This is a genomic window from Pseudomonas sp. LF-5 (assembly GCF_037626295.1).
Taxonomy (GTDB): domain Bacteria; phylum Pseudomonadota; class Gammaproteobacteria; order Pseudomonadales; family Pseudomonadaceae; genus Aquipseudomonas; species Aquipseudomonas monsensis.
The window spans coordinates 358622-378702 of sequence record NZ_JARKMT010000002.1; the positions used below are offsets into that span (position 1 = coordinate 358622).

The 20081-nt window shown below is 55.9% G+C and carries 21 protein-coding genes, 1 tRNA gene and 1 pseudogene; 17 read left to right on the forward strand and 6 right to left on the reverse strand.

What is annotated here, in order from left to right; genetic code table 11:
* The first annotated feature begins 278 nt into the window (after window positions 1–278).
* Genes rpoE through PseuLF5_RS08810 form a run of 3 tightly spaced genes read left to right on the forward strand, consistent with a single transcriptional unit; the run spans window position 279 to window position 2452 of the window.
* Window positions 279–860 carry an RNA polymerase sigma factor RpoE gene (gene rpoE / locus PseuLF5_RS08800; RefSeq protein WP_003172477.1) on the forward strand — a complete coding sequence of 194 codons (582 nt, stop codon included), beginning with the start codon at window positions 279–281 and terminating at the stop codon, window positions 858–860.
* Between the two features lie 30 nt (window positions 861–890).
* Window positions 891–1478: a sigma-E factor negative regulatory protein gene (locus PseuLF5_RS08805; RefSeq protein ID WP_128615223.1), complete on the forward strand. Its 588-nt coding sequence runs from the start codon at window positions 891–893 to the stop codon at window positions 1476–1478.
* A gap of 8 nt (window positions 1479–1486) precedes the next feature.
* A complete protein-coding gene (locus PseuLF5_RS08810; protein ID WP_340133370.1) occupies window positions 1487–2452 on the forward strand; it encodes a MucB/RseB C-terminal domain-containing protein in 966 nt (321 codons plus the stop codon).
* An 11-nt stretch (window positions 2453–2463) separates the two neighbouring features.
* On the opposite strand, the gene PseuLF5_RS08815 is transcribed toward PseuLF5_RS08810, so the two are convergent.
* Window positions 2464–2625: a hypothetical protein gene (locus tag PseuLF5_RS08815; protein WP_177490577.1), complete on the reverse strand. Its 162-nt coding sequence runs from the start codon at window positions 2623–2625 to the stop codon at window positions 2464–2466.
* A 34-nt stretch (window positions 2626–2659) separates the two neighbouring features.
* On the opposite strand from PseuLF5_RS08815, the gene PseuLF5_RS08820 reads away from it, so the two are divergent.
* Window positions 2660–4090, forward strand: a complete 1431-nt coding sequence (locus PseuLF5_RS08820; RefSeq protein ID WP_123465468.1) for a DegQ family serine endoprotease — start codon at window positions 2660–2662, stop codon at window positions 4088–4090.
* A gap of 78 nt (window positions 4091–4168) precedes the next feature.
* Here PseuLF5_RS08820 and PseuLF5_RS08825 read toward each other — a convergent pair whose 3' ends face one another.
* Window positions 4169–5602: a M48 family metalloprotease gene (locus PseuLF5_RS08825; protein ID WP_123465470.1), complete on the reverse strand. Its 1434-nt coding sequence runs from the start codon at window positions 5600–5602 to the stop codon at window positions 4169–4171.
* A 99-nt stretch (window positions 5603–5701) separates the two neighbouring features.
* On the opposite strand from PseuLF5_RS08825, the gene PseuLF5_RS08830 reads away from it, so the two are divergent.
* The gene (locus tag PseuLF5_RS08830) at window positions 5702–5941 is read left to right on the forward strand and encodes a sulfurtransferase TusA family protein (RefSeq protein ID WP_123465472.1); all 240 of its coding nucleotides are present in this window, start codon (window positions 5702–5704) and stop codon (window positions 5939–5941) included.
* 32 nt (window positions 5942–5973) lie between these two features.
* Window positions 5974–7044 (forward strand): AI-2E family transporter, encoded by a 1071-nt coding sequence (locus PseuLF5_RS08835; protein WP_123465473.1) that lies wholly within the window; start codon window positions 5974–5976, stop codon window positions 7042–7044.
* Window positions 7045–7164: 120 nt separating this feature from the next.
* Here PseuLF5_RS08835 and PseuLF5_RS08840 read toward each other — a convergent pair whose 3' ends face one another.
* A complete protein-coding gene (locus PseuLF5_RS08840; protein WP_123465475.1) occupies window positions 7165–7638 on the reverse strand; it encodes a peroxiredoxin in 474 nt (157 codons plus the stop codon).
* A gap of 10 nt (window positions 7639–7648) precedes the next feature.
* Window positions 7649–8209 (reverse strand): glycine cleavage system protein R, encoded by a 561-nt coding sequence (locus PseuLF5_RS08845; protein ID WP_123465477.1) that lies wholly within the window; start codon window positions 8207–8209, stop codon window positions 7649–7651.
* A 337-nt stretch (window positions 8210–8546) separates the two neighbouring features.
* Here PseuLF5_RS08845 and dapA point away from each other — a divergent pair, with 337 nt between their 5' ends.
* From dapA to PseuLF5_RS08885, 8 genes are all read left to right on the forward strand, one after another.
* The gene (gene dapA, locus PseuLF5_RS08850) at window positions 8547–9425 is read left to right on the forward strand and encodes a 4-hydroxy-tetrahydrodipicolinate synthase (protein WP_340133371.1); all 879 of its coding nucleotides are present in this window, start codon (window positions 8547–8549) and stop codon (window positions 9423–9425) included.
* 17 nt (window positions 9426–9442) lie between these two features.
* The gene (gene bamC, locus PseuLF5_RS08855; RefSeq protein ID WP_128614644.1) at window positions 9443–10558 is read left to right on the forward strand and encodes an outer membrane protein assembly factor BamC; all 1116 of its coding nucleotides are present in this window, start codon (window positions 9443–9445) and stop codon (window positions 10556–10558) included.
* A 4-nt stretch (window positions 10559–10562) separates the two neighbouring features.
* Window positions 10563–11324 (forward strand): MBL fold metallo-hydrolase, encoded by a 762-nt coding sequence (locus PseuLF5_RS08860; protein WP_340133372.1) that lies wholly within the window; start codon window positions 10563–10565, stop codon window positions 11322–11324.
* Between the two features lie 28 nt (window positions 11325–11352).
* Complete coding sequence (gene purC, locus PseuLF5_RS08865; protein WP_123465488.1) at window positions 11353–12066, forward strand: phosphoribosylaminoimidazolesuccinocarboxamide synthase; 714 nt, start codon at window positions 11353–11355, stop codon at window positions 12064–12066.
* A gap of 84 nt (window positions 12067–12150) precedes the next feature.
* Window positions 12151–12240 (forward strand) — tRNA-Ser (locus tag PseuLF5_RS08870).
* 411 nt (window positions 12241–12651) lie between these two features.
* Window positions 12652–13455: a DUF7946 domain-containing protein gene (locus PseuLF5_RS08875; protein WP_095008729.1), complete on the forward strand. Its 804-nt coding sequence runs from the start codon at window positions 12652–12654 to the stop codon at window positions 13453–13455.
* Window positions 13445–14170, forward strand: coding sequence for a hypothetical protein (locus PseuLF5_RS08880; protein ID WP_146383843.1), 726 nt, complete (start codon window positions 13445–13447; stop codon window positions 14168–14170). Before PseuLF5_RS08875 ends, PseuLF5_RS08880 begins: the two co-directional genes overlap by 11 nt.
* Window positions 14171–14174: 4 nt before the next feature.
* Window positions 14175–15938: a P-loop NTPase fold protein gene (locus PseuLF5_RS08885; RefSeq protein ID WP_158637847.1), complete on the forward strand. Its 1764-nt coding sequence runs from the start codon at window positions 14175–14177 to the stop codon at window positions 15936–15938.
* A 376-nt stretch (window positions 15939–16314) separates the two neighbouring features.
* Here the strand turns inward: PseuLF5_RS08885 and PseuLF5_RS08890 are convergent, their stop codons facing one another.
* Window positions 16315–16506 carry a YegP family protein gene (locus PseuLF5_RS08890; protein ID WP_123465490.1) on the reverse strand — a complete coding sequence of 64 codons (192 nt, stop codon included), beginning with the start codon at window positions 16504–16506 and terminating at the stop codon, window positions 16315–16317.
* A gap of 237 nt (window positions 16507–16743) precedes the next feature.
* Here PseuLF5_RS08890 and PseuLF5_RS08895 point away from each other — a divergent pair, with 237 nt between their 5' ends.
* A complete protein-coding gene (locus tag PseuLF5_RS08895) occupies window positions 16744–17664 on the forward strand; it encodes a LysR family transcriptional regulator (protein ID WP_123465491.1) in 921 nt (306 codons plus the stop codon).
* 195 nt (window positions 17665–17859) lie between these two features.
* The gene (locus PseuLF5_RS08900) at window positions 17860–18225 is read left to right on the forward strand and encodes a 5-carboxymethyl-2-hydroxymuconate Delta-isomerase (protein WP_123465492.1); all 366 of its coding nucleotides are present in this window, start codon (window positions 17860–17862) and stop codon (window positions 18223–18225) included.
* A gap of 3 nt (window positions 18226–18228) precedes the next feature.
* On the opposite strand, the gene PseuLF5_RS08905 is transcribed toward PseuLF5_RS08900, so the two are convergent.
* Window positions 18229–19164, reverse strand: coding sequence for a LysR family transcriptional regulator (locus PseuLF5_RS08905; RefSeq protein WP_123465494.1), 936 nt, complete (start codon window positions 19162–19164; stop codon window positions 18229–18231).
* 271 nt (window positions 19165–19435) lie between these two features.
* Here PseuLF5_RS08905 and PseuLF5_RS08910 point away from each other — a divergent pair.
* Window positions 19436–20000 (forward strand): annotated as a pseudogene (locus tag PseuLF5_RS08910) (phosphoethanolamine transferase); the annotation flags it as partial.
* Between the last annotated feature and the right edge of the window lie 81 nt (window positions 20001–20081).

Here is a 20081-nt window from a genome sequence, read left to right on the forward strand (position 1 = left end):
AACTTTTGCCAAAGGCCCAAGATCAATAGTCGGTGCCAGAAACAAGGGACGTGTCGGCTTCAGTGCGGAATCTGCAGTTAGATTCCTGCCGGCGAAACCGATGACAAGATTATTCGCGCAGCCGGTTTATCCCGAGCTGCGTTTTTCGTGCGTGCCAAATCAGAGCCCGCAGGAAACTTGCTTGGAGGGGGAGAACTTTTGCGAAAAGCCCGAGTCTATGTTTGCAAGTCTGGTCGTTTAGTTGTGCAAGCCTCCTCCGGGCTTATCGAGGAGTGTTCATGCTAACCCAGGAAGAGGATCAGCAGCTGGTCGAGCGCGTTCAGCGTGGCGACAAGCGAGCTTTCGATCTGCTGGTGCTGAAGTATCAGCACAAAATTCTCGGGTTGATCGTGCGTTTCGTGCACGACACCCATGAAGCCCAGGACGTGGCTCAGGAAGCCTTTATCAAGGCGTATCGAGCACTTGGAAACTTTCGCGGCGACAGTGCGTTTTATACGTGGCTGTACCGTATTGCCATTAACACGGCGAAGAATTACCTGGTTTCACGCGGCCGCCGGCCGCCGGATAGCGATGTCAGTTCCGAAGATGCAGAGTTCTACGATGGCGATCACGGCCTCAAGGATCTCGAATCACCAGAACGAGCACTGCTGCGGGATGAGATCGAAGGCACCGTCCATCGAACCATTCAGCAACTGCCAGAGGATTTGCGTACGGCTTTAACTTTACGTGAATTCGATGGTCTGAGTTACGAGGACATTGCGAGCGTCATGCAATGCCCGGTGGGTACCGTGCGCTCCCGGATTTTCCGCGCTCGGGAGGCCATCGATAAAGCCCTGCAGCCGTTGTTGCAGGAAAACTGAGACAGCGGCGACAGCCAAGAGAGGAACGCCATGAGTCGTGAAGCCCTGCAGGAATCGCTGTCCGCAGTGATGGATAACGAAGCGGACGAACTGGAATTGCGTCGAGTGCTCAATGCACTGGATGATGTGGATACCCGTGAGACCTGGGCTCGTTACCAGATCGCTCGGGCAGCCATGCATAAGGATTTGCTGCTTCCACGTCTGGATATCGCTGCGGCAGTGTCTGCTGCGCTGGAAGACGAAACGGCTCCGGCCAAAGTATCCCGCAGCCCATGGCGCAGCCTTGGTCGTCTGGCTGTTGCCGCCTCGGTGACCGTTGCCGTGCTGGCGGGTGTGCGTCTGTACAACCAGGACGAAATCGCTGGTGCCGAACTGGCTCAGCAATCCAATCAGCCAACCCTGGCCACTCCACAGGTCAAAGGCCCGGCTGTTCTGGCAGGCTACAGTGAGAGTTCCGAAGCGACTGGCCCAATGGCCAATGGCGTATTGCAAGGTCAGCCAGGCTGGCATGACCAGCGTCTGCCAGGCTATCTGCGTCAGCACGCTCAGCAGGCTGCACTGAAAGGTACTGAAAGCGCACTGCCTTATGCGCGTGCCGCAAGCCTGGAAAACCGTTAAGGAGGATCATGCGCGCCATACCTCTACTTTCGCTTCTGCTCAGTGGCTGGTTCATTGTTCCAGCCCACGCTGATGACGCCCAGGACTGGTTGACCCGGCTGGGCCAGGCCGAGCAGCGGCAAAGCTTTCACGGCACCTTCGTTTACGAGCGCAACGGTAGTTTTTCTACCCACAACATCTGGCATCGTGTCCAGAATGGCCAGGTCCGCGAGCGTTTGCTCCAGCTCGACGGTTCGGCACAGGAAGTCGTGCGCATTGATGGACATACTCAATGCGTCAGCGGCACCCTGATTGCGGGGCTGGGAGATTCTCCAAATTCTGCCGCTCGTTCTCTCGATCCCCAGAAGCTGAAAAACTGGTATGACCTTTCCGTCATTGGCAAATCGCGCGTGGCCGGGCGGGGCGCAGTGATCGTATCGCTGACGCCTCGCGATCAGCATCGCTACGGCTTCGAGCTGCATCTGGACAAACAGACCGGCCTGCCGCTCAAGTCGTTGCTGCTGAACGACAAAGGGCAGTTGCTGGAGCGATTCCAGTTCACCAGCCTCAATACCGACGAAGTTCCCTCGGACAAGGATTTGCTGGCTGACGCCGACTGCAAGCCAGTCACGCTGGACAGTGACAAGGCTTCAGCCATGAAGACCGCTCAGGTCTGGCATTCCGACTGGTTGCCACCGGGTTTCGAACTGATCAGCAGCACGTCGCACAAGGATCCGGAAACCAAGACCCAGGTCAACAGCTTGCTGTATGACGACGGTCTGGCGCGTTTCTCGGTTTTCCTCGAGCCTTTGAATGGCGCTACGGTCACCGATACCCGTACGCAATTGGGCCCGACCGTTGCCGTGTCCCGCCGCCTGACGACGCCACAAGGCGAAATGATGGTGACGGTGGTGGGCGAGATTCCTATTGGCACAGCCGAACGAATTGCGCTGTCGATGCGTAGCAATGATGGCACTGCAACCAGCAAGCAGTGAGCTGATTTCAGTCATTCCCACTTCGTCGCCGAGACGTAGAAATGTTTGCTGAGCATTTTCATTTGCAAAACACCTGAAAATTTTTTATAGGTCAGAGCCTCACGGCTCTGGCCTTGTTTGTTGTTCCCGGAACAAAAATGCCGGTCGGTGGTTTCCGGTGTTCCTTGCTCCATATCGCTTAACCCTGCTCGTCGTAACGGGAGCTGTATGTCGATACCAAGTTTGAAATCTTATCTCTCCATTTTCGCCACCGTGCTGTTGCTCGGTCAGGCTGTACCTGCTGCGCAAGCAGCCGATCTGCCTGACTTCACCCAATTGGTCGAACAAGCTTCGCCAGCTGTGGTGAACATCAGTACCACGCAGAAACTGCCGGATCGCAAGGTCAACCAGCAGATGCCAGACCTGGAAGGCTTGCCGCCGATGCTGCGCGAGTTCTTCGAACGTGGCATGCCGCCTCAACAGCGCTCGCCGCGTGGTGATCGTCAGCGTGAAGCGCAATCGTTGGGTTCGGGCTTCATCATCTCTCCGGATGGCTACATTCTGACCAACAACCACGTGATCGCCGATGCCGACGAAATCCTCGTCCGTCTCGCCGACCGCAGTGAAATGAAAGCCAAACTGATCGGCACCGACCCACGTTCCGACGTGGCGCTGCTGAAAATCGAAGGCAAGGATCTGCCAGTGCTGAAGCTTGGCAAATCCCAGGACCTGAAAGCCGGCCAGTGGGTCGTTGCTATCGGTTCGCCGTTCGGCTTTGACCACACCGTGACCCAAGGCATCGTCAGCGCCGTGGGCCGTAGCCTGCCGAACGAAAACTACGTGCCGTTCATCCAGACCGACGTGCCGATCAACCCGGGTAACTCCGGTGGTCCGCTGTTCAACCTGAATGGTGAAGTGGTCGGGATCAACTCGCAGATCTACACCCGTTCCGGTGGCTTCATGGGCGTGTCGTTCGCCATTCCGATCGACGTGGCGATGGATGTGTCCAACCAGTTGAAGAGCGGTGGCAAGGTCAGCCGCGGCTGGCTTGGTGTGGTCATTCAGGAAGTGAACAAGGATCTGGCCGAGTCGTTCGGTCTGGAAAAACCGGCCGGTGCGCTGGTGGCACAGATCCAGGATGACGGTCCGGCGGCCAAGGGCGGTCTGCAAGTCGGCGACGTGATTCTGAGCATGAACGGCCAGCCGATTGTCATGTCCGCTGACCTGCCGCATCTGGTCGGCGCACTGAAGGCGGGCGCGAAAGCCAATCTTGAAGTGATTCGTGAAGGCAAGCGCAAGAACGTCGAGCTGACGGTGGGTGCGATTCCGGACGAAGACAAGGCGCTGGACGCGCTGCCGAAGTCGGGCACTGAAAGCACCAGCAATCGCCTTGGTGTTTCGGTAGGCGAGCTGACCGCCGAGCAGAAGAAAACCTACGACCTTAAAGGTGGTGTGGTGATCAAGGAAGTGCAGGATGGTCCTGCGGCCCTGATCGGTCTGCAGCCGGGTGACGTGATCACTCACCTGAACAACCAGGCCATCGGCTCCACCAAGGAGTTCGCCGACATCGCCAAGGCACTGCCGAAGAACCGTTCGGTGTCGATGCGGGTTCTGCGTCAAGGTCGCGCGAGCTTCATCACCTTCAAGCTGGCTGAATAATCCAGCGCCGAAGGCAAAAACAAACCGCCTCGAAAGAGGCGGTTTTTTTTGCCTGAAGCTTTTTGCCGAAAGACAGAATCAGCCCATCATGTCCTTGATCATGCGCTCCTGCTCCATCAGCTCGCGCTGGCGGGCATCAATACGCGACGACAGCGGGAAGTTGCTGCCTGCCTTGCGCTTGGCAAAATCCAGTTGCTGGATCGCCTGACGGTAATCGCCGACCAGTGCAAAGTACTCGGCGCGCGCCTGATGCAAACCGATGATGTTGCCTGACAAGCCCCGGGTTTCAGCGACCTGATACCAGACGTCCGGATCATCCGGGCGCGACTTGAGCAAGCCTTCCAGGGCCTTCTCGGCATCGGCTGTGCGGTTCTGCTTGAGCAGTAGATCCACGCGCACCTGATTCAGTGGATAGTTGCCCGGATACTGCGTGAGCATCCGGTCCACCCGCGATTGCGCATCTGCCAGGCGATTATTGGTGATGTCCAGATCGACCTGCGCAAGGTTGTAGATGATTTCGTTCGGCGCCGCTGCCAGCAGTGGCTTGAGATTCTCCCGAGCCTCGTTCAACTGGCCGCCCTTGATCTGGGCGATTGCCAGACCGTAGCGTGCTACGTTGTTCTTCGGGTTCTCATCCAGTTGTGCACGGAAGCGTTTGGCACTCAGCCCCGGGGTTTCTTCGTAGATCAGTTGCACGCGCGCGCGGATCAGTTGATAGCGCAGGCTGTCTTCGATGCCGCCGGGTTTGGCCTGTTCGGCACGGTTGCGGGTGTCGGCGATACGCGATTCGGTGACCGGGTGAGTCAGCAGGAACTCCGGCGGCTTGGCGTCGAAGCGATACTGGCGCATCAGGCGTTCGAACATGGTCGGCATCGAGCGCGGGTCGTACCCGGCCTTTTCCAGATTGAGGATGCCGATGCGGTCGGCTTCCTGTTCGTTCTGACGGGAGAATGTGCGTTGTGACTGAATCGCCGCCGCCTGGGTGCCGGCGATGGTCGCGATGCCGGCGTCACCGCCGCCGGCTGCGGCGATGACGATCCCGGCCAGCAGGGCAGCCATCATCGGCACCTGCATCCGCTGGGATGCCTCGACGCCGCGGGCAAAGTGACGTTGCGACAAGTGAGCCAGTTCGTGGGCCAGTACCGAAGCGTATTCGCCTTCGGTCTGTGCATTGAGGAACAGGCCGCCGTTGACCCCGACCACGCCGCCCGGTGCCGCGAAGGCGTTGAGTTGCGGGCTGTTGATCAGAATGAATTCAAGGCGGCGGTCGGTGACCTGACTGGTTTCCACCAGCTTGTAGACGCTGGATTCGACGTAGTCCTTGAGCTGCGGATCGTTGAGCTGTGCAACCTGGCTGCGCAGCATGGCCAGCCAGGCCCGACCGAGCTGGTATTCCTGTTGCGGCGAGACAATGGCAGAACTGGCGTCGCCAAGTGACGGCAGATCGTCGGCAAAGCCCGGTGAGGCGAGCAGGCAAGCGAGCGTCAGCAGGGTAGGGCGCAGAAAAGTCATGCACAAAGCCTTAGAAGACAAAGACCTTACTGTAGCCGGACACCGGGCTTGCGACCAGATATTCTAGGCAGCTCGAATGACCTGATCCGGAGTGACGCAATGACTGACGCTGTAGCCCATGACGTGGAACTGGACGCCAGTGGCCTTAATTGTCCGTTGCCGTTACTCAAGGCAAAAATGGAACTCAACAAGCTCCCGAGCGGTGCGGTGCTCAAGGTGATCGCCACGGATGCGGGCTCGCAACGCGATTTCCGCACCTTCGCCCGCTTGGCCGGTCATGCGCTGCTGCGCGAAGAAGACGACGCCGGTGTTTACCGTTACTGGTTGAAGAAAGCCTGAAACCGACAGCGTAAAACCCCTGAGGATTATTGATGTTCAAAGTGTTACGCGACTGGATTCAGCGCTACTTTTCCGATGAAGAGGCGGTGGTGCTGGCGGTGCTGTTGATTCTCGCCTTCACGGCTGTGCTCACCCTCGGCGGAATGCTGGCCCCGGTGTTGGCCGGGATGGTGCTCGCTTATCTGATGCAGGGCCTGGTGGTGACGCTCGAGCGACTGCGGGTGCCGGGGGGTGCGGCGGTGGGGCTGGTGTTTGCGCTGTTCATGGGCGTGCTGATGCTGTTTATCGTCGTGGTGCTGCCGTTGCTCTGGCATCAGGTGATCACGCTGTTCAACGAACTGCCGGGCATGCTTGCCAAGTGGCAATCGTTGCTCCTGCTGCTGCCAGAGCGGTACCCGCATCTGGTCTCCGATGAGCAGGTGCTGCAGGCCATCGAAGCGGCGCGTGGCGAGATCGGCAAGTTCGGGCAATGGGCGCTGACGTTTTCGCTATCGAGCCTGCCGCTGCTGGTCAACATCATGATCTATCTGGTGCTGGTGCCGATCCTGGTGTTCTTCTTCCTCAAGGATCGGTCGATGATCGGTGAGTGGGTGCGCGGCTATTTGCCCCGCGAGCGCGCGCTGATCACCCGGGTCGCGCAGGAAATGAACCGGCAGATCGCCAACTACATTCGCGGCAAGGTGATCGAAATCGTGATTTGCGGTGGCGTGACTTACATCGCCTTCGTTGCGCTGGGGCTCAATTACGCGGCGCTGCTGGCGTTGTTGGTGGGTGTCTCGGTGGTGGTGCCTTATGTCGGCGCTGTGGTGGTGACGGTGCCCGTGCTGTTGATCGCCTTGTTCCAGTGGGGCTGGAGCGATCAGTTCATCTATCTGATGGCGGTCTACGGGATCATTCAGACGCTGGACGGCAACGTGCTGGTGCCGCTGCTGTTTTCGGAGGCGGTCAACCTGCATCCGGTGGCGATCATTTGTGCAGTGCTGTTGTTTGGCGGGCTGTGGGGCTTTTGGGGGGTGTTCTTTGCGATCCCGCTGGCGACGCTGTTCAAGGCTGTGCTTGATGCCTGGCCGCGCAAGGAACCGGTGGTGGCACCTTTGCTGTAATCGGGCTGAGGCTTGAGGTCTCATCGCTGGCAAGCCAGCTCCCACAGGGTTTCAGGCGCATACAAAACCTGTGGGGGCCGGCTTGCCAGCGATGGCGTCAGTGAGAGCGACGCCAAAACATCAGGCTTTATTCAAGTCCTGAGCCGCCGCCAGCACCGCATCCACATGCCCCGGCACCTTCACGCCGCGCCATTCCTGGCGCAGTACACCGTTCTTGTCGATCAGGAACGTGCTGCGATCAACGCCAAGGTATTCCTTGCCGTACAGCTTCTTCAACTTGATCACGTCGAACAGCTGGCAAACGGCTTCGTCCTTGTCGCTGATCAGCTCGAACGGAAACGCCTGCTTGCATTTGAAGTTTTCGTGGGACTTCAGGCTGTCGCGGGAGATACCGAAAATTTCCGTGTTGGCTGCCTGGAATGCCGCGTACTGATCACGAAAACCCTGGCCTTCAGTGGTGCAGCCCGGAGTGCTGTCTTTCGGGTAGAAGTAGATCACCACTTGTTTGCCTTTCAGGGCAGACAGGCTGACGGTCTGCCCGCTGGTGGCAGGGGCTTCGAAATCCGTAACCGGTTGGTCGATGACAACGGCCATGAAAGCTTCCTTACATTGGGTTTTGTGGGCGCCAGGGTTCGATCAGCGCATCCAGGTTCATCGCGTCGGCGAAGTCGAGGAACTGATCGCGCAGCCAGCTGATCTGTGTGCCGGCCGGCAGCGTCACGGTGAACGTGGCGTTGAGCATGGTACCGCCGGTCTGGGGTGCCTGATACGTGTCGCAGGTCAGGTTTTCCAGCTCGACGTTGTGATCCATGAAGAACTGGCACAGCTCATTGATGATGTCAGGGCGATACGCCGAGCTGACATAAGCCACGTACGGCAACGCTTGCGGGCGGTTTTCCAGCGCCGCACTGCGCACCACGTTGACGGTGAAAGCGTGCCGTTTGGCCAGCACCGGCAGGCTGCCTTCGAGGCGGGCCAGCGCGTCCCAGCTACCGGAAATCTCCAGCACCAGCGCACTGCATTCGCCGTGGCGGGTCAGGCGGGAGGTGACGACGGCGCAGCGATTTTCATGGCTGGCGCGGCACAGGACGTTAGTCAGCTCCATGGGGTTGGCGCCAAGGGCACTGATGACAAGGAATTGTTCGCGAACTGTGGGGGTGGACATGCAGCATTCCTAAAGCGATGAGCGGTCGGTAGGTTGACGGGCGTTGGTCGTCGGAGCGAGCCTGCGTGCCTGTTCAGGCTGTCCGTTCAAAAGGCCCGGCCAGCGCTCGCGGCTCGCTCCACTATAGCGGGAGCGCGTCGATGCGACGCAGGAACGGGGCCTGGGAGGCCGAAAAGGGAGGCTGGAACCCGGCGTACAAGCTGATCAGTACCGATCAAAGTCTGAAGGGTAGCGAAAAGCGACGCCAAGGGGAATGGCGGCAGCGCAGTACTTCGCTTGTGCAAGCATCTTGGCGCCAGTACCATTACCGCTCTCTTTTTCCGGCAGGAGCGGTTTCATGATTGCGGGCAGTATGGTGGCACTGGTCACTCCCATGGATGCACAAGGGCGTCTGGACTGGGACAGCCTCAGCAAACTCGTGGACTTCCATCTCAAGAACGGCACCCATGCCATTGTCGCGGTCGGTACTACCGGCGAGTCGGCAACCCTAGATGTAGAAGAACACATCGCCGTGATCAAAGCCGTGGTCAAACAGGTTGCCGGGCGCATTCCGGTCATCGCCGGTACTGGCGCCAACTCCACCCGCGAAGCCGTCGAACTGACCCGCAACGCCAAGGAAGCCGGCGCCGATGCCTGCCTGCTGGTTGTTCCTTACTACAACAAGCCGACTCAGGAAGGTCTGTACCAGCACTTCAAGCACATCGCTGAAGCGGTCGACATTCCGCAGATTCTCTACAACGTTCCCGGCCGCACCTCCTGCGATATGCAGGCCGAGACCGTGATTCGCCTGTCCAGCGTGCCGAACATCGTCGGCATCAAGGAAGCCACCGGCGACCTCAAGCGCGCCAAGGCCATCATCGACGGCGTGAGCAAGGACTTCATCGTGCTGTCCGGCGATGATCCGACCGCCGTCGAACTGATCCTGCTGGGCGGCAAAGGCAACATCTCGGTAACTGCCAACGTCGCTCCGCGCGAAATGGCCGACCTGTGTGAGGCCGCGCTCAAGGGCGACGCCGACACCGCACGGGCCATCAACGAAAAACTGATGCCGCTGCACAAAGACCTGTTCATCGAAGCCAACCCGATTCCGGTCAAGTGGGCTCTGGTTGAAATGGGCCTGATGCACGAAGGCATCCGCCTGCCGCTGACCTGGCTGAGCGCATCTTGTCATGAAACGCTTCGCTCGGCCCTGCGCCAGTGCGGCGTCCTGGTTTAATTGAGGAAGTACAACGCATGAAGCGAATGGCCGGACTTTCCGCACTTGCCTTGATTATCTCCAGCACCAGCGGCTGTGGATGGGTCTGGGGGCCGGAAGGTTATTTCCGCGACCGTGGAAGCGATTACCTGCAAGCGCAACAGACTGCACCGATGCAACTGCCACCGGATGTCAGCACCTCCAAACGTCTGGATCCGCTGTTGCCGATCCCGCGCAACGTCGCTGACGACACTGCCAAGGGTGAGTACATCGTTCCACGTCCTCAACCGTTGTCGGCCGTTGCCGATGCCAGCGATTACTCGCTGCAGAAGAGCGGTGACTCACGTTGGGTCGTGGCACAGCATCCGCCGGCCGAAGTCTGGCCAGTGGCTGTGCAGTTCTTCCAGGACAACGGTTTCCGTCTGGATGAACAGCGTCCGCAAACCGGTGAATTCACCACCACCTGGCAGCATTCCGATGAACTGTCCGCCTCCATGGCCAAGCGCCTGAGCGCGGCCGGTATCGCCAGCGACAGCGAAACCCGCGTTCGTGTGCGTATCGAGCCAGGTGTGCAGCGCAACACCAGTGAAATCTACGTGGTCAGCGCCGAGCGTCCTGCCGGCAGCACCGCCGACGTGGCCTTCACCAACCGTTCGGTCAACACTGGCCTGGACGCAGCGCTGGTCGACGACATGCTGGCGAGCATGAGCCGTATCTCCGAGAAGGGCGGTTCCGTGTCGATGCTTGCTTCCCGTGACTTCGATACGCCGAGCCGTGTGAGCCTCAGCGAAGACGGCAGCGGTAACCCGGTGTTGAACGTCGGTACCGATCTGGACCGTGCCTGGTCGAGCGTCGGCCGTGCACTGGAACAGGGTGAATGGCGCGTTGAAGACATCAACCGCAGCCTGGGCCTGTACTACATCAACCTGGCCGAAAAAGCCGAGAAGAAAGACGAAAAGCCTGGTTTCTTCAGCAGCCTGTTCGGCAGTGCGCCGAGCAAGGAAGAAGTGGAAGCTCGCGCCGAGCGCTATCAGGTTCGCCTGAGCAAGGTTGGCGAGAGCATTCAGGTGACCGTCGAGAAAAACATCAACACCGTCGCACCGGCTGACGTGGCGCGCAAAGTGTTGAGCGTGATTCAGGACAATCTGGGCTGATCACATGCGTTTTGCCGTTCTCGGCAGCGGTAGCCAAGGGAACGGCACGCTGATCGCCAGTGCTGATACGTATGTGCTGGTGGATTGTGGTTTTTCCCTGCGGGAAACCGAAAAACGCCTGTTGCGCCTGGGTGTGCACCCGGCGCAACTGAGCGCGATACTTGTGACCCACGAACATGCCGACCACGTGCATGGCGTGGGTTTACTGTCTCGGCGCTACAATCTGCCGGTCTACCTCAGTCGCGGCACACTGCGCGGGATGCGCAAACCGATTGAACCCGCAGGTTTTCTGGCCGGCGGCGAGCAACTGCAGATCGGTGCTCTGAACATCGGGGTCATTGCCGTGGCCCATGATGCGCAGGAACCGACCCAGTACGTCTTCAGTGATCAACAGCAGCGGCGCTTCGGCCTGCTGACCGACCTGGGTTCCTACTGCGAGCGGGTGCTGGAAGGTTATCGGGATCTCGATGCGTTGATGATCGAGTCCAATCATTGCCGCGACATGCTGGCCCGTGGTCACTATCCGTACTTTCTCAAGCAACGGGTGGGCGGCGAGCTGGGACATTTGAACAACCATCAGGCGGCATTCCTGGTGGCCGAGTTGGGCTGGCAGGGCCTGCAACACCTGGTCCTGGCCCATCTGAGCAGCAAGAACAACCTGCCGCAACTGGCCCGGCAATGTTTTGTCGACACCCTCGGGTGCGATCCGGACTGGCTGCAACTGGCCGATCAAGATTCAGGGCTCGACTGGCGCCACATCGCCTAGCCCACCTACTTAGCAAGCGGAGCCCATCATGGAAAAACGTGAAGAACTCTACCGCGGCAAAGCCAAATCGGTTTACAAAACCGACGACGCTGACCGCTTGATCCTGCTGTTTCGCAACGACACCTCGGCGTTCGACGGCAAGCGCATCGAGCAGCTCGACCGCAAAGGCATGGTGAACAACAAGTTCAACGCCTTCATCATGCAGAAACTCGAAGCGGCCGGCATTCCGACCCAATTCGACAAACTGCTGGGCGACAACGAGTGCCTGGTGAAGAAGCTCGACATGATTCCGGTCGAGTGCGTTGTGCGTAACTATGCCGCCGGCAGCCTGGTCAAGCGCCTGGGCGTTGAAGAGGGCATGAAGCTCAACCCTTACACCTTCGAACTGTTCCTGAAGGACGACGCCAAGGGCGACCCGTTCATCAACGAATCCCACGTCGTGGCATTCGGCTGGGGCACCACCGAACAACTGGCGCGCATGAAAGAACTGTCGCTCAAGGTCAACGAAGTCCTGAGCAAACTGTTCGATGACGCCGGCCTGCTGCTGGTCGACTTCAAGCTTGAATTCGGCGTGTTCAGCGACGGCTCGATCGTCCTGGGCGACGAGTTCAGCCCGGACGGCTGCCGTCTGTGGGACAAGGACACCAAGAAGAAGATGGACAAGGACCGCTTCCGTCAGGGCCTCGGTGACGTCATCGAAGCCTACGAAGAAGTCGCCAATCGTCTGGGTGTACCGCTTTAATCGACGCAAGCATCTGATAGCACGGAAAAAATTTCGTTTGGGGGGTTCGCAACCAGCGAAAGTGTTGTTATGATGCGCGCCGTTGGAGAGATGCCAGAGTGGCCGAATGGGACGGATTCGAAATCCGTTGTACCTTCACCGGTACCTAGGGTTCGAATCCCTATCTCTCCGCCATATTGAAAAAAGCCTCATAAATCAATGATTTACGAGGTAGCAAAAACGGTGATTTGTAGCAGTGCTATCTACCAAAATTTGTAGCGAATTTTGTCTAGATGCCTGATTTACAAGTCACCGTTTTTTTTCGTCTTAAATTCGGGTGTCAGCTTTCCAGCTAGGGAAGCTTTTGAGTCCCGACTGAGTTCCGTTCTGTCGTGTCTCAAAAATACTCCAGAAGCCTCAAAAGAGCCTCTCTAGGCTTATCGTAGCGACATGATGTGGGGCTACGGATTAATAGGTAGCACCTAAGGAGGGCTTCACATGGGTGATGCTGATGTGATATCACTCATGTGTATGCCATCCAGTTTGCGATGGTGAAAGTCCGAAGGACCAAGAAGCCTAACGGCATGCTAGCTATGGATGGAACGGATGAATTTTACATTCAATATAAAATTTGATACTGGCGTATCAGATTTTGACGGTTTGAATATGTATTACGGTGCTGATGCCTTGAGTGGCTTTGCTGAGGCACTGGCAATCACAACACATGCTATTGTCAATAATAACGTGGTTACTCAGACTCCAGCAGTTAAGGGGTTTAAGTTAGATTTTAAAGAAGCACACGACGGGTCGTATATTCAGAAGGTTAGTCTGGAGTTTACAGATGCCGAAGCCGTTCGGGTGGTTAATCATATAGGGGCTAGAGGTTTCATTGAGCTACTGACTTTTCACTTGGCATCTCCTCTAGGTTTAAATCCCCGAATTGAATCAGCTGCCGCGAAAAGATGGCACCGTTCTTCAATGGATGATTCAGAAAAGCTCTTAGATAGACTTGAAGGCCCGCTCAAGAGGATTCACCATCCCGTGTACGGGCAGGGTTATAAAGTAACCTTGTATAAAAGTCGAACCACAATGCTAAATTTTAATGAGGCTACATTCGATTACTTAACAGGGTCAACTGTAAGTGAGCAAGTAGAAACTATTGAGGCCGCAGTTAGTCGATTTAATGCTAGAACTTTTACGGGGCGAATTATCGAAGAGGAAGATTCAGATTCAATTAGTTTTTCACCTCTGAAAGCAGGTCTTGTCAGGCCTTCGAGAGTTATTTTGGTCAATAGCCTAAAGGACTTGACTGAAGGTAGATTTACCAAGGTCGGTTTGGAGGTTCGTCGCGTTTTGTCGCGTGATGGAAGAACTAAGCATTTGATTGTTCAGTCAGTTCATGAACTATAAACCTTTATTTGTTTCTATTGTCTTCCTTGCAGCAGTCTGGGGGGTATACTTTTGGCAGTTTAATAATGGGTTTTCTACTAGTCAGGGGGATTGGGGGACTTTTGGCGACTTTACAGGTGGAGTAGTTAACCCTCTTCTTAATTTTATTACAATATATGTACTGATTACTCAGTTTAAAACACTCAAGAGCGACCTTGATAAACAACGTTTTGATGAGGCAGTTAAAGCATTTGAAAGCTCCTTTTTTACGTTTACTACTATCGCTTTGAACGAATATAAGACCTTTGAGCTTAAGGTCGGAGACATAGTGTATAAAGGTGCAGGATCGATAGGTTATATTGAAGGCTATTTTGAACACCATTCCAAGCTGGGTGCTGATATGAATGTGAAATTCAATGAGATAGATCAATTGTCTCATGATGGAGTTTATTCGTTGGTGTCCAGTTTTTGTGTTGTGTTCAAATTAATTGATGAGACCTGTCCGGCAGAAGTGAAAGATAAATATATCAGCCTTTTCAGTATGTTGTTGCCGACAAAAATGACATATTTACTTTCTATGGCGGAGGTTTCTACTAAATGGAAGCTTTTGAAGTACCCGCGTGATCTTGGGTATTTTGATAAAGACTCTGTGTCAAAGGTTTGCACTCATTACAGAAAAATAGCTGGCATAAGCAGTTTGCAAGCTCCAGCCGATGCATCGGATGCTAGGGAATAGAATTATGTCAGTGATTCAGGTTCAGAATGCGTTGCAGCATTTCGCTAAGAACAAAGCGAGTCGGGCAGTTGTTCTGAAAGGGGAGTGGGGTACAGGCAAAACCTTTGTGTGGAATGAGGTGATAAAAAATCATCGTAAAGACTTTGCTCGTTCTAGTTATTCGTATGTTTCTTTGTTTGGTCTGTCCTCCTTAGCCGATTTGAAGCGAGCTATATTTACAAATATTGTGAAGAAAGACATTGCCGGTCATGTGGCGACGACTGAAAGCATCAAAGAAAACCTGATGCGGCTGGATTTTACAGATGCTAGAGCTTGGCTGAGAAAGGCTACAGGCCAGACTAAAGACGTGAAGCTTCCGTTGTTGGGGGGAATTGGAAGTATTGTTGATTCCATGCAGTTTGCTTCTATCTCAGATACGCTTGTCTGCATTGATGATTTTGAGCGTAAAAGCAATTCGCTGACCGCTCGGGACGTTCTGGGCTTAATATCGAATCTGGTAGAAGGGCGTCAATGCTCAGTGATCCTGATTCTGAATGATAATTCGCTGGATGAAGATGATGAGTTTTTCACCTTCAATGAAAAAGTGTTTGACTATGAGGTGGTGTACAAACCTGCGGTTGAGGAATGCGTCAATATAGTCTTCCCTGCTTGTAACTCCCAGTACGCTTTACTTTCCAAAAATATAAAAAAGCTCAAAATCAGCAATATTCGTCTGTTGAAGAAAATTGACCTCTTCTATGGACTGCTTCAGCCGCACCTGAAACACGCTCCTGATGAGATTATCGAAAAGGCTATGGTTATCCTGCCTTTGGCTATTTTTGCGTTGTATGGATCGAGTGTGTGCCCGGTGGATGTTGATTTCATCAGCCAACCTTCCGCCAGAATCGGGCTTATGCCTTTGTCCAAGGATGCGACACAAGAAGAGAGAAACGCTCAGAACGCTTTGATGGCGAAAGTTAAGTGGTTGAACGAGTATGGCTTCTATTATGCTGATGAGCTGGATTTGGCTGTCATTGCTTTGGTAAAGCGTGGCTATGCTGATGAGGAAGAGCTTGAATTGCTGCTGATAGCTCTTGAAGCTTCGATACAGCACAATAAGGATATGAAGCTACTCAGTGATGCTTGGGATGTCCTAAATGGCTCATTCAGTGACAATCAGGATGAAGTTATAGCGACGTTTGAGAAGGCGTTGGCCGTCTGCATGAGTAAGATGAATATTCGTGATGTGGATAGTGTTTGTTGGTTGTACGGGCACCTAGGACTGAATGAACGGGTAAACGAGATCATCGAGGCCCACTTTGAGGCGGCTAAGGCCAATGGTTGGTATAAGCACAAGAGGGAGGTCAGAGGATGGCCGGAAACGCCATTGCTGGCATCACGGCTTGATGCGTATTTTGATACTCAGGTTGCTGATATACCGATCAGTGAGCTGATGGACAAAGCCTACATGCATGAGGGTTTCGTACCTTCGGTGTTGCGTGAGTTCAAGAAAAAAACGCCTAATGAGTTCTACGAGTATTTCAAGACAGCCACCCACCAATACACAACGGAGTACGTCGGTAACTGCTTGGAAACTTCGAACACAACGTATAGCGATGACAACTCAAATGAGGCGAATCGTCATGTCTTTCTCTGCACCTACAGGGCTATCCAGCGGCTCGGTGCCGAAAGCACAATCAACAAAATTCGGTTCGGCCGATTCAAGAAGTATGACTCTGCATATCTCATGATACTGGAGGAGGTCAGAGACCCTGAAAAATGGTCGTGATACCAAAAGCCTGTGACGGTGGGTTTTCACGTTTTTTTGTAGCAGAGTTTTGTAGCAAAATACTCAAAACTGCCTGTGTTTGTTGGTTTTGGCGGGCTGCAGCGTTCGATTCTGAACGTCCCTATCTCTCCGCCATTACATAGAAAAAGCCCCGTAGCTGAGAAGCTGCGGGGCTTTTTTGTTTCCTGCGATCAATCTGGCAACGCGTGACCAGGTCTTGCCTGTTCCAATCTCTGCAGAGCCGGAACAAAGCCCCGCTGAATCAAACCAGCGGGGCTTTGTTGTTTTGCAGGCGTTAACTTACACCTGCATCAGACAGTCATGACCGCGAGGGCGCCTGTTCGCGTTTGATCAAGTCAGGCGTACCGTTGCGCGCTTAAATCTCCTTTATCGGTGTTTCCCCTCGCGCAGCTTTGATCAATTCGATCACATGCAAGCAATCCGCCTTGTTCACATACGACTCGCCACTGGCGATGGTCTCGTGGTTTCCCGCCCTTAGCCTCCAGCGCCATTGCCCTTTGCCGGTGCTCGGGGTGCCTCTGGATTGCCTGTAAATCTCGAAATACATTCAGTTCGCTCCATGCGATAGACGTGTGCGCCAGCCTGTGTGGCGCATCGACGCAAGCCTAGCGCAGGCGAGGTTTTTGGCTATTGGGCAATTGTTTCCAATGGTTGGCGTATGTTTCTGAAAGGTGCGACCCAGAAACCTCGAAGCGTTAGACAGTGAGCGGATCCATCGTGGCGATGGACGCCGCCCCCAAGGCCTTTCTACACTGCCGGCTATCTGGGGATCGGGGAGCAAGGGATGAATCGCAATGAACTACGCAAGGCCGACATCAACCTGATGGTGGTGTTCGAGACCCTGATGCTTGAGCGCAATGTGACGCGGGCGGCGGAGAAGCTGTTTCTCGGCCAGCCGACCATCAGTTCGGCGCTCAACCGGCTGCGTACGATGCTCAACGATCCGCTGTTCATCCGCGTGGGGCACCGCATGGAACCGACGGCCCGTGCCGAGGATATCTTTCGTCATCTGAAGCCTGCGCTGGATTCGCTGTCGGTGGCGCTGAGCCTGACGCGCAACTTCGATCCGGCCGTCAGCACCATGACCTTTCGCATCGGCCTGTCCGATGATGTCGAGTTCGGCCTGTTGCCGCCGCTGTTGCGCGCGCTGCGTCAGGAGGCGCCGAATGTGGTGTTTGTCGTGCAACATGTCGATTACTGGCGAATTCCCGATTTGCTGGCTGCCGGCGACATCACCGTCGGCATCAGTCAGACCCGTGGCCTGCCGGCCAACGCCAAGCGCAAATTGTTGCGACACATTCAGCCGAGCATTCTGCGGGCCGACGCCTCCGATACGCCGCTGACTCTCGATGAATATTGCGCCCGCCCGCACGTACTGGTGTCTCACACCGCCAACGTCAGCGGATTCGCGGACGAATGGCTGGCGGAGCTCGGGCGTACCCGGCAGGTGGTGTTGTCGGTGCCGCAGTACAGCGCTTTGCCGGCATTGCTGGCCGGCACCGACCTGATCGCCAGCCTGCCGGATTACACCGCCGAGGCCATGGCCGCGTCGGGGTTGCTGTTCAAGGAGCCGTTTCCGTTCAAGACGCCGACGCTGGACCTGTCGATGGTCTGGCTCAGTCACGTCGACAGCGACCCGGCAGAACGCTGGCTGCGCTCACGGCTGGAGGCCTTCATGAGCGAGCGGCCGCTCAGCGTGTCCTGAGGGCGAGCGCTTTTCCGCAGGAGCTGCCGAAGGCTGCAATCCTTGCCTTTTATGTTCAAAGCAAGATCAACAGATCGCGGCCTCCGGCGGCTCCTGCAAGGGTAGGGGCGACAGATTGACGAAAAGTCGCGCAGGAGAGCAGGACGCCGCTGTGGTATATGTACGACCTTTCTGTCGCCACACTGGAGTCTTGCGATGCCACACCTGCACATGGAATACACCGCCAATCTGCCGCAACTCAATGCCGACGTTGCATTGATCCGGCTCAACAATACATTGGTGGGGTCCGGTCAGTTCGCGGCGGAATTCGATATCAAGAGCCGGGCAGTCAAGGTCGAGACCTTCAAGGTCGGCACGGTCATGGGCGAGCGTGCGTTTGTGTATGTGAAACTGGCGATGCTCAGTGGCCGTTCGCCGGAGATCAAGAAACAGTTGTCCCAGAGCCTCCTGGCGGTGTTGCAGGACCTGTGCGAATGGCCGGCCGGGGTTGAGGTGCAGCTGTGTGTCGAGCTGCTCGACATTGATCGCGAGTCCTACAGCAAAACGGCCATCGGCGTGTAAGGCTCAGGCCACTTCCAGTTCGCTGCACACCTTGATCACCTGCTCGCGCAGCCAGACGTTGGCGCTGTCCTGATCGGCGTTCTGGCTCCACTGCATGTCGAGGGTGAAGCCCGGCAGACCATTCGGCGCCTCACAGTGTTTGAACACCGCGTCGTTGGTCAGCAGGCGTTGAATGCGGCGCGGCAGGGTGAGAATGAAGTCGGTGCCGGTGATCATCTTCAACGCCGCGCTATAGCTGTTCGAGCGCGCAACAATCTGACGTTTCTGCGCCTGGCGAGCGAGCCAGCCGTCGACCATGTTGGTGGTGGACGTCCACGGTGTCGGGAACACATGCCGGCGTTCGGTAAAGGCTTGCAGGCTCAGGCGTGGTTCCAGTGGCGTGGCGCGCTTGTCGAAGACACAGACCAGATCATCTTCCAGCAGCATCCGTGACTTGAGGTCGGCGTGAGAGCGATGGAAGTTGGGGCCGAAACTGATCACCAGGTCGAGGCTGCCGTCGCGTAACTCGTCGGCCGGTACGTCGGTCTCGAACTTGTGCATGTTGACCATCACCGGCAAATCATCGAAGTCGAAGCGCTTCAACAGTCGCGGCAGGATCAGTTGTTCGAAGTATTCCGGAGCGCAGATGTTGAAGGTGACCGCTTGCCGGGTCGGATCGAAGGCCGCTGCACCGGCATGGCACAGGTTGATGCTTTCGAGGATCTTCTGCACATGGCTGTACATGCTGCTGGCCTTGTAGGTCGGGCGCATGCCGGTGCGGGTATTAATGAACAGTTCGTCTTCGAAACTGGTGCGCAGTTTTTTCAGGCAGTAACTGACCGTGGACTGACTGACAAACAGCGTTTCCGAAACATCGGTGACGCTGCTTTGCTCATACACGGCGATAAACACCATGAGATCCTGCATGTCGAGCTTTCGAAGCAAGTTACTGTTCAGCATCCGTTCCGTCTCGCTGTGCTCCTTGCGCTGAATCCGCGCAAACGTGTGCGAATGATCCTAACGGAACGATGGTGCCAGGAGAAACCCCCGTGGGACAATTCACGGTCAGTTGTGGGACAGAAACTTTTAGCAATACGACGTCGTCCGGCAAACCGCGAAAAGATGGCCAGAAGCCTCTAGCTTGCTCAATGGAACTGGCGTGCGTAGTGGCGCGGATCGAAGCGCCGTGCCATCAGCCACATCTTGACCATGACTGCGGTCAGTGACCACCAACCGTGACACCACACCGAACTGGACAAGGAAGCCGGGCTGATCGCCTTCACCGATGTGCACTCCTGCGGCACGGAAACCGCCGTTTCAGTGCCATGCATGTTTTCCAACATGGGCCGCAAGGATTACGACGCCAGCAAGGCGAAGAACGAAGAAAGCCTGCTCGACTGTTCAAACATGCCGGGATCGACCTGATCTGGCACGACAACCAGTCCGGCTGTAAAGGCACTTGCGAGCGGGTCACCCTGCAAGACGTCAGCAATATGAAAGACCCTTCTTGGTGCGCCAACCGCGAATGCCGCGATGACATTCTCCTGCAAGGTCTGCAGGGTTTTATCGAACACCTGGACAAAGACACTGTGCTGGTGCTGTACCAAATGGGTAGCCACGGTCCGGAATACTTCAAGCGTTATCCGAAGGCGTACGAACACTTCACGCCGGTGTGCGAAAGTAATGCGCTGAACAATTGCAGCCGCGAAAGCATCGTCAACGGTTACGACAACACGCTGGTCTATACCGACCATGTGCTGTCTCTCTGTCAGACTATTCTTTTTCCTTGGCAGGACATTTCGTTACAGCTCTTGCCCTTCGCAGGCGCGTAAATCGCCGGTGGCGATATATACTGCGCGCCATTCTTCAAGGGAGAG